This is a genomic window from Spirosoma sp. 209 (assembly GCF_002006735.1).
GTDB classification, from domain to species: Bacteria; Bacteroidota; Bacteroidia; order Cytophagales; family Spirosomataceae; genus Spirosoma; species Spirosoma sordidisoli.
Genome location: NZ_MVEC01000006.1, coordinates 537,985 through 552,708, shown reverse-complemented (window position 1 = coordinate 552,708; position 14,724 = coordinate 537,985). Strand labels below are relative to the sequence as shown.

7 protein-coding genes are annotated in these 14,724 nt (G+C 55.2%); all 7 read right to left on the bottom strand.

Annotation, left to right across the window (positions count from 1 at the left end):
• Positions 1-49 precede the first annotated feature (49 nt).
• Positions 50-364 (bottom strand): DUF59 domain-containing protein, encoded by a 315-nt coding sequence (locus tag B1C80_RS13320; RefSeq protein ID WP_077921656.1) that lies wholly within the window; start codon positions 362-364, stop codon positions 50-52.
• 11 nt (positions 365-375) lie between these two features.
• Entirely contained in the window at positions 376-804 is a 429-nt protein-coding gene (locus B1C80_RS13315) for a SufE family protein (protein WP_077921655.1), read from the bottom strand.
• A 3-nt stretch (positions 805-807) separates the two neighbouring features.
• The gene (locus B1C80_RS29000) at positions 808-951 is read right to left on the bottom strand and encodes a hypothetical protein (protein WP_369822700.1); all 144 of its coding nucleotides are present in this window, start codon (positions 949-951) and stop codon (positions 808-810) included.
• Between the two features lie 283 nt (positions 952-1,234).
• Positions 1,235-2,473, bottom strand: coding sequence for a cysteine desulfurase (locus B1C80_RS13305; protein ID WP_077921653.1), 1,239 nt, complete (start codon positions 2,471-2,473; stop codon positions 1,235-1,237).
• Positions 2,474-2,607: 134 nt separating this feature from the next.
• The gene (gene sufD, locus B1C80_RS13300) at positions 2,608-3,933 is read right to left on the bottom strand and encodes a Fe-S cluster assembly protein SufD (protein ID WP_077921652.1); all 1,326 of its coding nucleotides are present in this window, start codon (positions 3,931-3,933) and stop codon (positions 2,608-2,610) included.
• A 70-nt stretch (positions 3,934-4,003) separates the two neighbouring features.
• Positions 4,004-4,762: a Fe-S cluster assembly ATPase SufC gene (gene sufC, locus B1C80_RS13295; protein WP_077921651.1), complete on the bottom strand. Its 759-nt coding sequence runs from the start codon at positions 4,760-4,762 to the stop codon at positions 4,004-4,006.
• 439 nt (positions 4,763-5,201) lie between these two features.
• A complete protein-coding gene (locus tag B1C80_RS13290) occupies positions 5,202-14,297 on the bottom strand; it encodes an SdrD B-like domain-containing protein (protein WP_161492761.1) in 9,096 nt (3,031 codons plus the stop codon).
• Positions 14,298-14,724: the final 427 nt, after the last annotated feature.

Here is a 14,724-nt window from a genome sequence, read left to right as displayed (position 1 = left end):
ACAGTTTGGTTAACAGCCACGGCCCGAAGCGCCATGGTTGGTCGTTGGTTTACATAAAGCCCAATTCCAGCTTCGCTACCTCAGACATTAGTTCGGTAGAGTAGGGCGGATCAAATGTAAGCTCAACGCTCACATCATTCACACCCGGCACCGACCGAACTTTTTCTTCTATCTCGCCCGGTATAGACCCGGCCGATGGGCACGAGGGCGAGGTCAGCGTCATCAGGATATAGACGTTGTTGACCGGAAATATCTTGATATCGTAGATGAGCCCAAGCTCGTATACATCGACCGGAATTTCGGGGTCGTATACGCCTTTGAGGGCCAGGATGATCTGTTCTTTCAGTGCTGCTTCGTCGTTCATGGGTTTACCCGTCAGGCGGTTTGGTTCGCGTAGGTACGTCCGTATGCTTTCATGCGCTCGATCATGGAGGCCAGCCCGCCCGCCCGTAATGAGGTGATCAGGTTGCCCATACCGACGCGCGGAATAAAGTAAAGGTCGGCATTGGCTACATCTTCGGGTTTTTCGCCCGAGAGTACCCGAATCAGCAGGCCAACCAGCCCTTTCGATATCTGGGCCGTTGGTTCGCTGTCGCCGTAAAAATAGAGCCGATCATCTTTTAGTTCGGCATCGACCCACACCTTCGACTGACAGCCCATGATCCGGTTCTCATCCGTTCTGGCCGATTCGGGCATGGGTGGCAGCTTTTTGCCGAGGTCAATGATGTATTGTGTCTTGTCCAGCTGGTCATCGAACAAGTCAAATTCTTCGATAATCTCGTCCTGTTTCTCGTTGATGGTCATTGGTTACAGTTTTCCTAATGGTTGCAGCATTGAACGTATACTAACAACAGTAATTACTTTGTTTTGAAACGTATATACAATTCGATACTGACCTGCACATATCTCCCGAATGAATGAACTATTAAATTCAGGTACAATCCGGCCCATCTCGGGAAACCTGATCAGCCTATCTAACTTACGCTCAACCTCATCAGCCCATACGAGTGTTACTTCTTCCATGAACGGATTTCCTGCATAGCTTCTTTATGCGGAGTGGTCTGACCACGTTCTGCCTGACTAATTCCGTTCATCACACTCTGAATAAACAGAATGTGTTCTATTACGCATCCGCTGACACGTGCTCTGGTAAGTCTTTAAAACTGTCCAGAACCTGAGTCTTACTCAGCAAGGTTCCGGTTGCGGCTGTTGTCATATGACTGGCATTTAATGATCACAACATCATTTTCTGTACCCGGCGCAGACCCACGATGAGCCGGTCAACTTCGTCTTTCGTGTTGTAAACGGCAAACGAGGCCCGCGTAGTTCCGGCAATGCCGAAACGCTGCATCAGGGGCTGGGTACAGTGGTGACCCGTCCGAACGGCAATGCCCTGCTGGTCCAAAATGACGCCCGTATCCTGGTGGTGAATGCCATCCATTACCCATGACACGACGCCGATTTTTTCTTTGGCCTGACCAATGATGCGCAGCCCGTCGAGTTCACTCAGCTGCTCGGTAGCGTACTGAAGCAACTCGTGTTCGTGGGCTGCAATATTCTCTTTGCCTAAGCCTGCCATATACTCCAGCGCCGTTTTCACCGCAATCACATCGGCAATATTAGGCGTACCCGCTTCGAACTTGTAAGGAATTTCGTTGTAGGTAGTTTTGGCGAAGGTAACTTCCTTGATCATTTCGCCCCCGCCCCGGTAAGGTGGCATGGCGTCGAGAAGGGCTTTTTTGCCGTACAGCACCCCCATGCCGGTCGGGCCGTACAGCTTGTGAGCCGAAAAGACGTAAAAATCGGCGTCGAGCGCCTGCACGTCGAGATCGATATGCGACGAAGCCTGCGCGCCGTCAATCAGCACGACGGCGCCAACCTGGTGGGCCATGTCGATGATGGTTTTGACGGGGTTGATCGTTCCCAGCGAGTTCGACACGTGTACGCAGGAAACGAATTTGGTACGCGCCGAGAGTAGCTTCTCGTACTCCTCCAGAATCAGTTCGCCGTTATCATCGACCGGGATCACTTTCAGCACGCAACCGCGCTCTTCGCAGAGCATCTGCCAGGGCACAATATTGGAGTGGTGCTCCATGGTCGAGATGATGATTTCATCCCCTTCGCCCAGAAACCGGCGGCCATAGGTTTGGGCTACCAGATTGATGCCGTCGGTAGTGCCGTAGGTAAAGATGATCTCTTCCCAATGTCTGGCATTCAGAAATTGCTGGATAGCCCGGCGCGACGCTTCAAAAGCGGCCGTAGCCTGCTCGGCCAGGTGATGAATACCCCGGTGAATATTGGCATTGTAGCCTTCGTAATACTGGGTCAGGGCATCGATGACCGGCCGCGGTTTCTGGTTGGTTGCCGCGTTATCGAAATACACCAGCGGCCGACCGTTGACCTGTTGATCGAGGATCGGAAAGTCCTGCCGGATTTGCTGAATATCGAGGGTTGTAACGGGAGCCGATTGCATAAGCATTGCAAGATGGGTTGTACTAAAACAACAAGCCAGATGGGGGAAAGGTGCTTTAAAAATGATGAATGATGAACGATGACTGATTTTTATCAAACCGTTCACCATTCATCATTCACCACTGACTAATACGCTTACTTTCCCAGCTTCTGGGTTACCACGTTTTCGAGGTACTCGCGGATGGGTTGAATTTTAATCTGGCTCAGCACATCCTGCGAGAATGCGTAGAGCAGCAGGGTGCGGGCTTCATCTTTCGGAATACCCCGCGAGCGCATGTAGAACAGGGCTTCGTCGTTCAGCTGGCCGGTCGTGGTGCCGTGTGAGCACTTTACGTCGTCGGCAAAAATTTCGAGCTGCGGCTTCGTATTCATCGATGCGCCCGGTGCCAGCACTACGTTCTTACACGACTGGTAGGCATTGGTCTTCTGGGCGTCGGGCCGAACGTAGATTTTTCCGTTGAAGACACCCGTACCATTATCGTCCAGAATACCTTTGTAAAGCTCGCTGCTGTATGAATTGGGCATGGCGTGATCAACCAGCGTATGGTTGTCGACATGCTGTTTTCCGTTTGGCATGTACAGGCCGTACATAAAGGCTTCGGCATGCTGGCCGTTGAGCACGATGTTCAGGTTGTTCCGAACAAAGTTGCCATTGAGGGTAACAGTAGCCGAATAAAAGTGGGTGTTATCGGTCTGGTTAACCTGGGTGGTACCGATATGATACGACTGCTCGGTTTCGTTCTGCACTTTGTAGTATTGCATCCGGGCGTCGCGCTCGAGCACGATTTCCGTCACTACGTTGACAAAGCTGGCCCGATCGCCCAGGGTCCGGTACGACTCGGCCACGGTTACCTCGGCGTTTCGGCCTACCAGAATAAGGTTTCGGGGCTGAGACGCAATATTTTTCTGACGACCGTCGGTAATGAAGCGCAGAATAATGGGCTGCTCAACCGTGGTATTGTCCGGAATCCGGATAACGGCTCCATCGGTGGCCAGGGCCGTGTTCAGTGCCGTAAAGGCGTTGTCCTGATAATCGGCATAGCGGGCGAAGTGGGAGCCAATAAAATCGGCGTCGGCCTTTAACGCATCGGCTAGGCTGGAGATCTGAACCTGACTGGCGGGGCTAACGATCCGCGACAGTTCCGGATGGTACTTGCCGTTGACGAAGTACAGAATATTGCCATCGAGATTGGGAATTTCCAGCGAAGCCAGATCGTCGCTGGTGATGGGGCTCTGTTCATCAAGCTCGAAAGCCTCTTTAAACAGCCCGCTCACGTTCGAGTATTTCCATTCTTCGTGCCGGATTGTCGGAAAGCCCAGCAGGTCGAACTGTTTCAGCGCAGCCCGCCGAACCTGGTGCACGGGGGTCCGGGACTCGCCGTTCATGCGCTCTTCGTTAGTCTGAAAAGCCGCCAGCAGCTGGTCTTTAAACTGATTGTATGATGAGAAAGAAGGATTCATTGTGTTAATGATGAATGATGAACGACGAATGACAGATGACAACTAGGCATCATTGATCATTGATCATGGATCATTGGTTTACTTCAGCTTCGGCTTTGATCCAGTCGTATCCTTTTTCTTCCAGTTCCAGCGCCAGTTCTTTGGGGCCCGACTTCACGATGCGCCCTTTGTAGAGTACGTGCACGTAATCAGGTACGATATAATCGAGCAGGCGCTGGTAGTGGGTAACGACGATGGTTGACCGCTCGGGCGACCGCAGCTGGTTAACCCCCTCGGCCACAATACGGAGCGCGTCGATATCCAGACCCGAATCGGTTTCGTCCAGAATAGCCAGTTTGGGTTCCAGCATGGCCATCTGAAAAATCTCGTTCCGTTTCTTTTCACCACCCGAGAACCCTTCGTTGAGCGACCGGCTCAGCAGCGACTGATCGATGTTGACCAGTTTCATTTTTTCCTTCATCAGCTTCAGAAACTGAACGGCATCGAGCTGATCCTGACCCCGATGTTTCCGAATTTCGTTCATGGCTGTTTTCAGGAAGTTGGTCGTGCTGACGCCCGGAATCTCAACCGGGTACTGAAATGCCAGAAATATACCTTCGGCAGCCCGCTCTTCGGGGGCCATTTCCAGGAGGTCCTGCCCTTCAAAAAGTACGCTGCCACCTGTTACTTCATACTCTTCACGGCCAGCCAATACCGAAGCCAGCGTACTCTTACCGGCGCCGTTGGGTCCCATAATGGCGTGAACCTCACCGGGATTGACCTGCAGACTTAATCCTTTTAATATTTCTTTTTCGCCAATCCTGGCATGTAAATTACTGATGGATAACATAATAGGTTGGTTCGTGTCAGCTCAGATGAAGCCGCAAAGTTAACAGACTGATTGGTATCTGTCCTGGTAGCTTAACAAAATCAGGGAGTTAAAAGTTGACGCTCCGCTCAGATAGCCCCAAAAGATCAGGGTCATATCTGATCTGACTGTATTCTGGTAGTGACAAAGAGCTGTTAAACGAGATACAGGTACGCATCAGCCCTAATTTCCCGGTTAGTGTTTGAGGGCGGTAATAGTTTTAAAACTCCCTCCATGTGTTGACGTCCAGTAAGACGTTGTCGGATAGGTTGTAGTCCTGCACCTTCTTGATAAACCCTTGAAGAGAGATCGTAGGTTGTCAAACAGTCACTACTTTAAAAATTAAATACGAAAAGCGGTGTCAGGTTCTCCCAGCACCGCTTTTCGTATTAGCGAGTATACACGTGTTTAGCCTAATTCCTTACTTATCTCCAATACGGGCCCTTCGCTTGGTTTGTTTGATCACAAACGGGGTGCATACATCCGGTGGGCAAGTACAAGCTGTACTGCTTAGCTGCACCGTCACGTCCTGATAACAACCCGACCCGTTGTAGACCCGCACCGTGTACGAGGCCGACGAAACCGGATTGGCCAGGGTGTTGACGATCACCCCGCTGGCCGGAATCCCCTTAGCCGCCCCCGACAGCGACGCGGCCGGGTTGAAGCTCGCCCCCGCCGAGTACTGGTAGGTATAAGCCGGCTGGAAGCCCCTCAGCACGATCTGGCCGTTGGCCTGGGCCGTGGCGCCCACACAGGTGGCGGGCAGAGCCACGGCCTGGAAGGTGGGCAGCGTATCCTCTTCCACGATGAAGGGGCAGCAGCTGAAGTCGGGACACTGGCCAGCGGTGTTATCGACGGCCAGGCTGTAGCTGCCGGGGCTGCTCACATCCAGGACGTTGGTGGTGGCCCCCGCCATGGCCAGGCCATCTTTGTACCACTGGTAGCTGGCCCGGCCCGGGGCTACCGTCAGCCGGAAGGTGTAAACTTCACCCACACACACCTTCACCGGTACGCTGGTACAGACCGTAGCGGTGTCACCAGGTATGGAGGCCTGGTTGTAGAGGATGCCACTGCTGTCGACGCGGGCCTGCAGCGTGAGGCTCAGGCTCTGTCCGGCGCTGATGGCGGCTACTGACCAGTAGCTGACCGGAACACCCGGGGTGAAGCTCGTACCCGTCGGCACGGAGGCCGATCCAGCGACGTAGCTCAGGCCTGTTGTAGTGGAGTCCTTGACCACCACGTTGGTGGCCGTCGTCTGGCCCACGTTGCTCAGCACCAGGGTGTAGGTCAGCACATCGCCTAGTTTGGCCCGGCTGGCGCTGACATACTTGTCGACCACTAACCGCGTACCCGCAGGCTGAGAGCAGGAGCCTGGGGCGGTGTAGGTGGCACTGGCGCTGGCGCAGCCGCTGAGGGTAGCCACCAGGGTATGGGTTGTCCCATCGGAGGGCAGTCCCGTCAGGCTGAAGGGCAGGCTGGTAGTCGTGCTGGTGGCCGTCAGGGTAGTGCTGCGCAGGCCGTCGGAGACAGTGATCGTACCTCCGCTGGTGTTGTTGAGGATGCGCAGGCTACCGTTGAGGGTATAGGTGTTGGTAGCGGTCTGGCAGAGTCCCGGGGATACGGTCAGGCTCAGCGAGCAGACCGTGCAGGCGACCGGCGCGGTGTAGACCGTGCTGGCCGAGAGGCCGTTGAGGCTGGCCACCAGCGTGTGGCTGGCCGCGTCGCTGAGACCCGTCACACTCACCGTGGCCGTGGCCTGCCCCGCCGTCACGCTCACCGTGCCGATGCTGACACCGTTGTCGGTGATGGTCAGCGTACCCGCCGTGGCGCCCGTCAGGCTAACCGTGGCGGTGGCCGTGTAGTTGTTGGTGGCCGAGTTACAGACCGGCGCGCTGGTGAGCGTCACACTCATGGCCGGTACCACGTAGAAGCCTGCATCCAGGGTGGGATTGTTTTCGCCCGAGGTCAGACTCACCGGTGCGGTGAGGCCGTTGACCGGATCGCTATCGGTCGCGTCGTTGCCCGCGTTAGGCGTGGTGGCCGTGTAGCCTGTCGGGCTGGTGAAGCTCACCGAGTAGGGCACCCCTGGGGTCAGACCCGTGAAGCTGTAGAGGCCGCTGGCATCGGTGGTGGTGGAGGCCACCAGGGTGCCGTTGCTGAGCAGGGTGACCGTCACGTTTGGCAGGCCGGGCTCGCCACTGTCCTGTTGACCGTCTTTGTTGACATCGACAAAGACCTTGTCGCCCAGCGACGCGGGCTTGTAGTAGCCCATGTCGACGGTGGTGTTGTTCTCGTTAGCCGTCAGGTTGTAGACCCCCGTCAGGCCGGTGGCGGGTGCCCCATCCGAGTCGAGGGCGTCATCGCTGCCCGTGTTCTGGCTGGTGGCCGTGAAGCCGGCCGGGGCGGTGAAGCTGACGCTGTAGGGCACTCCTGGGGTCAGGCCGGTGAAGCTGTAGAGTCCACTGGCGTTGGTGGTGGTGGAGGCCACCAGCGTACCCGAGGAGAGCAGGCTGACGGTCACGCCGGGGATGGGCTTGTCGGTGGGTTCCTGAATACCGTTGGCGTTGACATCCTCGAAGACAAAGTTGCCCAGGCTGGCAGTGGCCTGCACTGTCACACTCGCCGTGGCCGTGGCTGTACAGCTCGATCCATTGCTGACAACCACCGTATAGGTATACGTACCCGCCGTAGCTGGTGCGCTTACTGTACGGCTGGCGACCGTAGTGGCGGTGGGGCTACTGATGCCTGAACCGCTCCAGGTATAGGTCGTACTGCCAGGGGTAGTGTTGCTGGCCGAGACACCTAGTGTAATGGTTGCATTGGCAGTTACAAGGTTGGGCGCGGCCGTAGCCGATACACTGGTGGGCGTTACGCACGGACACGTATTCGTTACCGCAATAACGGCGCTGCCTGAATAACAATCGGCGGGAGACGGTGCTTTTTCAAATAAGTAATAGGTGCCTACACCCACGACCAGGTTGGTCACCTGCGTGCCGGAAGCCCGGTTGGGCGTGGTGTACCACTCCAGCGTATAACCCGTCTGCGAAGGGTTACCCTGCGCCGTAGCCAGGTCAAACGTCTTCGTTACGCAGTCGACCGAGGCCGAAGCGGCAATAACGGGGGTTTGCGGATTACCCACATTCACCGTTACCTGCACGGTGTCCTGGCAACCAAGGTTGTCGGCCAGTACCACAAAATAATCAGTCGTCGAAGCCGGCGTGACGGCCGTCGGGGTCGATACCGCTACCCCGCCCGGATACTGGTCGCGATACCACTGCTGCCCCGTGAAGGTAGCGTAGTTCGGAATCAGTGCCGTGAGGTTTACCGCCGTGACAGGGGCGCAGACCGTGGCCGTGCTGACATCCGAAAGACTCGGACCAGGGTTCACAACCACCGTTACCTGCTCGTCGGCCTGGCATCCGGTGGCGGTCTCCGTATAGACCAGCTGATAGGTAGTTGTTACCGCCGGGCTAACGATAGGTCGCGATGACGATGCGTTCGTAATGGTATTACTGAGCGTTGTTGGATTTACCGCTGCCCACGAATAATTGTACGTCGTTGGCGCATTGGTAACCCCAAGCTGAACGGAACTTCCTTTACAAATCGTCTGTGGCAAACCTGTTAGGTTCGTCTGGAAATTAGGCACCTTCACCACTACATCATCGGTAATGGAGCAGCTACCATTGGTAGCCGTCAGCCGGTAGACGTACGTACCGGGTACTGCCGAGGATTGATTGAACGAGGCCACGGCTCCGCTGGTGGTGCTGAGGTAGCCCAGCATCTGCGCCGACGTCATGGGCGAGGCAATGGCCGTTGGCGATGAAGGGGTTGTCGTGCTGGCTGAATAGGCTAGTGCCGTCCAGGTAATTGTTCCTGAGCCGGACGACCCTAGCTGAACGGCCGGGCTGCCCGGACACCAGCTTTTATCGGCACCGGCATTGAGCGCAAGGCCTGCCGGCGGATTGACCGTCACCGAAGCTGTTTGAATACAGCCCGATGCGCTGTTCCGGCGCGATACCGTGTAGGTTGTCGGAGCCGTGATCAGGCCAACCCAGGGCCGGGCTGTATTACCTCCGCTATAGGCGGTAGTCAGGCCGCTATTGGTAAAGAGTCCTGTGGCGGGTGTCCATGTATAGGTGTAGCCACTCAAAGCTGTCTCGCCAATCTGAAGATACGGTGAGGTACAGTTGGCCGTCAGCGGACCACCCAGATTAATGGCTGGGTTGCTATCATTGATGGTAAACGTAGCGGTTACGGAGCCGCAGGTCCCTTTTGTTTTGGTCAGCAGGAACACCACCGGCCCGGCAAAGTTGGCAGGCAGGGTCACCGTTGGCCGCAGGGCCGTGGTGGAGCTCAACCAGGACACATCGGCCGTACCACTCTGAACGGTCCACACATAGGTAGACCCCGCATCGGAATCCAAAAAGGGTCCTATAGCAAACGACGAGCCGGCACAGGCACTATAGCTGGCGCTGGCCAGGGCAGCAGGGGCCGTCGTGGTGGTATTCACATTCACCGAATGAACAGCCTGACAGCCAGACTCTACGTCCGTTATCGTCAGGGTATAGCTCAGTGTAGCCGGTGGCGTCGGTACGTTCGGTACGGCCAGATAGGGCTGGGCTACCGTACTGTTGGGCGTTCCAACGGGGAAGTTCAACCCGGCCGTCGGATTCCACGAGTAGGTAATAGCCGTATTGGAGGCCGGTGAGCCAAGTTGCACCAGCGAACCGGGGCAAATATTGTTCTGAACGCTTCCGGCATTGGCAGTCAGCACATTTACTTTCACGTTCAGCGTATCTTTTGCAATACAGCCGGTGGCGGGGTCCTGCACCTGCACGATATAAGCGGTAGTACCGGCCGGATTCACCGTTGGGAACGGCGAGGTCGTGTTGGTCATGCTGGCCGGTGTGGAGCCATTCAGCCCCGTCCAGGTCCAGTTGAAGGCCGAGTTGGGTGCCTGCGTATAATCCAGGCCGGAAAGCGTATAGGGTCCCGCGTTCCCTGCGGTACCAAACCGAACCCCCGGAGAAGCAATGCTACAGATACTGACATCTTTAACGCCGATAACGGGTAAGGCGTTGCGGCCGGAGAATACCTGAAGCCGGGCAAAACACGATACCGGGCCATTGCCTAAATCGATGGTTTGCGTTACTTCATACACCACCACGTTGTTGCCCGACCATCCCCAGGTGGCATCGTCGAAATCGACAATGACCGAGGTGGGGTGAGGACCGCTGGCCGAAATAGCGGCTCCTTTTACGCCGTTGTTGCTGACAAAAAGTCCTCGGGGAGCCGTATTGGCGGGCTGGATGGTGCCATTTACGCTGTATGTACGCCAGGTATAGGTAGCACCCTGGAGGGGCGACACACTCATAAGAGTGGTTGGTGTGCTACAGGCTCCGTTCGTTCCTTTCAGCGAAGCCGTCGGAATGGGGCAGGCAGGTCCCTGACCACAGCAGGGTATGTACACCCGTACCGTATCGACCGTATAACAGGTATTCGGGAAGGGCAGATAAGAAGCCCGTAATTCATAATCGATGTAGTAGCCCGTGCTGCCGTTTGCCGAGCAAAGCGGGAATTTGGCGTTCAGGAACTTGTTGGTACCAACCTGTTGTCCGAGCGCATCCATACCAAAGGCCGCATTGGCTTTCAGTGACGACAGGCCCGCACTGAAATCTGTGCCAATAGCCGTCCACTGAAAATATTGTCCGGTGGTTTCGGGGGCACCCACGGCATCACGTGTGCCGGTTGTACAACCATCGCCAATGAGGTCGTTACCGGCCGATGCAAAGCCAAGCGCTACATCGGTTACAGTCTTCGTTGTTTCGTAAATACAGCCATCGCTCAAACGCAGAGCCGTAAAGGTATAGGTTGTCGTACCGATCGGGAAGCCGCCACTGATTACCCCTGGGTCGAAGGTAGGATTAAAGGCCTGGGCATTGTCCAGGCTCGTTGCCGGTACCCACTGGAATGCATAGCCCGATGGAGCCGTACCGGTCATTCCGATACTGACGGGGGCGTCGTCCTGGCAAACGGTCAGGCTGGACAAGGTCGTTAAGGCGGTACTATGCGGAGTAGCCGCCGTTACCGTTACTGTGGTACCGGGTGCGCAGAAGGCCGCATCGGTTTTCACCTTCACCTGAAGGGTATAAACACCGGCTGTGGTCACTACCGGATTAGCCAAACTGGAAGTAAATCCACCGGGGCCTGTCCAGCTGTAATCAAAGTCCGGATTTACCGCCGGTGGCCCAAGTACTGCGGTGGTCGATGTGCCGGGGCAGAGCGCTACCGATGCAGCGGTACCGGCGCTGGCAACTTTTGGCGCAATGGCCACGAAGGTTTCGCGCCGGCAGCCTCCGGCATCAATAACAACCAGCCGGTAAAATCCGCTGCCTGTTACGCCCGACTCGATGGAAGCCGCAAAACTCGAAGCCGCAACGCCCGAACCGCTGGCCGGACTGATGGTGGTGCTGCTCACGGGTGCGTAGCCATCGTACCACTGCCACGATACATTACCCGATGCTCCCGACAGTGTAATGCCCATGTTGGTGGTCGTGCCGGGGCAATAGTAAACCGGCTTGGTAGGGGCATTGATGCTGAGGTTGAACGTACCGGTAATGGTTGCTGTGGCCAGATTGGAAATGCTGAGCGTATCGCAGCAGAAGCCGATAATCAGACGGCGGTAATCTACCGTACCGGCGGCTGGCTCCGGTGAGGGCTTATACACATCATACGTACCGTTGCCGACGTTTGTCCAGGCACCGCCGTTGATGCGCTTCTGCCACTGGTAGCTAAACGCGGGCGACTTTGGCGTTGGGTGTGCAGATAAGGCACCATCGATGAGGATATTGGGCAGGTTGTCTGTAGCCGATGAGCCACTACCGCTTTGGTAGGTGGGCGTAGCGCCCAGAATAGGCCCATCATTGGGGTTCTGCCAGATGGCCCCGCCTATGCAGAAGGTATTGTTGCCAGCCGCAAAATTCGGGATGGTGTTATTGTTGGGTACTGGCTCATGAAATACCAGCAGGGCGACATCAGTCCCCCCCCCGTAGGTAGGCTGAAAAACCGATTTCTGGCTATTTGTAGCCTGGTCCCGATAGGTGGGCGTGATGGGGGTTTTATTTTGACTTGAAGCCTCTATGGTTATATAGGCTTCACATTTGTCGTTGACAAACAGAGCAATACCGTTCGTTGAAATATCTTTGGATAAGGCCGTACCATACAGTACGCTGGCACCCGAAGGCGAAAGGACATAATATTCGGGATGACGCTCACTGCTGGTAATTGGCAAAATTGCGCCCGGCGTTACAGGGTGATACTGATTCAAATAAAAATTACCCCCCCAGGTAACAAAGTGAATATTCCCCTTTTTGTCAATGGCTATTTCAGGGTCCTCAAAGTTATCGACCGGCATCGCCCCCGGCATCAGGGTGACGAAGTTGTATTTGGGGCTAAGGTCATACGGTATCTTAACGATGTACGTCCCGTAGAAGTCACCCAGCCGAAGCGAAGACGAGATGGGTGTTATTTCGTTGAACGCGTCGGTATTCGACACCTTCTGCAACAGCCCTGTGTTGTTATTGATTTCATAATATACCGAACTTGTTACATATACGTTGCCCTGCGCATCGGTTGCAATTTCGGTTGCAAATGGACCAAATGTAGATGCTGTACTAATGATTGGATTTATGTAAGAGCCGTATAAAAATGTACCGGATGGCGAGTACTTAGCCACGTAACGATAGTCATTATTGGTTGTCGGTACGGTGGGTTGAACCGCATTCGAAGAAATAAGCGGATTCTGGGTTGATTCTGTTATACCAACCGCCCAGAGATTGCCATCTTTATCACCGGCTATATCAGTAAATCCATAACCATTCGAAGGCACAGACATTGCCAGGCCAGCAGCCCCGGCCACATTGGTGTTTATACCAAAAATTACGCTACTCCCCGAGGTGCTACCAGCCGTAAGCGGAAACCCGGTACTTCCGTAAGAAGCATAGTACACCGTTCCGTTGTTCAGTACCAGAGTATTCGCCGAGTTACTCTGATCGCCATCAGCACCAGAGCTGCCCAGATATGTACTATACTTGAGTGTAGTGCCGGTGCTGTTCAACCGAAGTACAAACAGATCGAACCCTCCGTTGTGGGTAGCGTCGTAGGCAGCGGTGCTGCCGTTGGTCGGGAAGTTGGGGGAGTTCGTTACCCCGGCCAGATACACATCCCCTGCGGCATCGGCCGAAACAGCAAAGCCCTTATCAATACCGCTACCGCCCAGGTAGGTACTCCATACTATACTCGTTCCGTCTTTCTCGATGCAGGTAACATAGGCATCCTGCCCTCCGCCATATACCCTACCCAGGGTATTGGGGAAGTTAGTCGATCCCGTATAGCCTGAGACGTAGATACGGCCGGTGGTCGGGTGTACGTAAATACTAAGGGAAATGTCCAAGTTGGTTCCACCCAGAAACGAGCTCCACTTCAGGGCGATGGGGTCGATCACCAGCGCTACGGCCGGGTCATATGCTTCCAACTGGAAGCTTACCTCACCGTCTTTCACTACATAGGCAGCCGCCACCTCGACACGCTTACCATTAATCGTCTGGTAGGTGTACGGCTTTCCTTTCTGGAGCGTACCAAACGGTGTCGTAAAGGCGAGTTCGCCCTTGTCGGTCACGTGCAGGTCGGTCACGCCCGCCATGCGGAAGCGGATCTGAGCGGGGTCAGCACCGGGCTGCACCACAAAGTCGTATTTTAGGGTACCGTTGTCTCCTTCGTAGAAATCGGCCCGAATACCCGTCCAGATGTTTTCGTAGTTGAGTTTCTGGAAGTAGGTCACATCAGAAAAGGCACCCTCGCTGGTGATGTAGTTTACCGTACCATGCTTGCCACCCACGCGCCCGGCGGGCAGTAAGGCCACCTCCGGATTGGGGTTCACAAACTGAATTGCGTAGCCAGCCTGCGTACTGTCTTTGGTCCTGGCACTCCGCACCACCGACCGAATTTCAGTCGGCGTGAAGAAGTAAGTGGCCTGCGCATCGTTTGCCCGGTAGCGCACCGATGAGTTGGCTACCTGCCCCTGGTTTTGTTCAAATTTAAGCAGGGCGCGTTCGCGGGTCATCGTTTTACCGACCCGCTGCCGGGTTGCGTCGCTCGGCTGGTTGGCCAGTGGCTTCAGCCCGGTTTGATTTCGAGCCAGCAGCGGTGCGTTTGACGTCGTTGTATGAAGTTGGGCCTGTAGTTGCTCCGGTATGAGCAGCGCACAGAACGCAATAAATAAAGGCAGTGAAAGCCGCCAGCTGACCCTATGCAGTCTGAAAAAACTCAGACTATGGCCAGTGTTTTTCAGTCGTTGGGTAGCCAGATTATGCTGGCTGTTTCTACAGCCTACCAGCATCAGCAGCCAGCCGAGCATTGATAGTAGCACCCGGTTTAGGGATTGCCCTACGTTTATTATGCTGAAGCCCGGCGAAAGCCACCGCCAGAACAGAACAATGAATCTGGTAAAATTTCGCATAGTTATTGAGATGTTGAATCGGGGGGTATAGCGTAATGAAGGCCGAGTATCCGCATGCAGTCGGGGTAGGCGACCTGGTTGCCCTGGGGGACTTTCTATAGCCCTATGGGATGAATTAGCTGGATATCGCCAGGTGGCTGGTTGGGGCTTGGAATAAGAAACCGGCGGTGCCGAATGCGTAGACAATAGCTTCATGTAGCCAAAAAGATTTGTGCATCACGGATGGAAGTCCCGCGGCAGACTGACTGCCACTAATGCAAGCAAAAATGAAGGCACTCGCTGCAGTTTGCAGGAATGTGGTGATGAACAGCAAAAAATGGTGGACAATCGTAGATCGAGATAAGACAAGACCGTAGAATCTGGTCAATGAATGGAGTAGGCAAGTCGATTTGCAAAGGATTTGCCAAAACCGAAGGGCTGGAAGCTC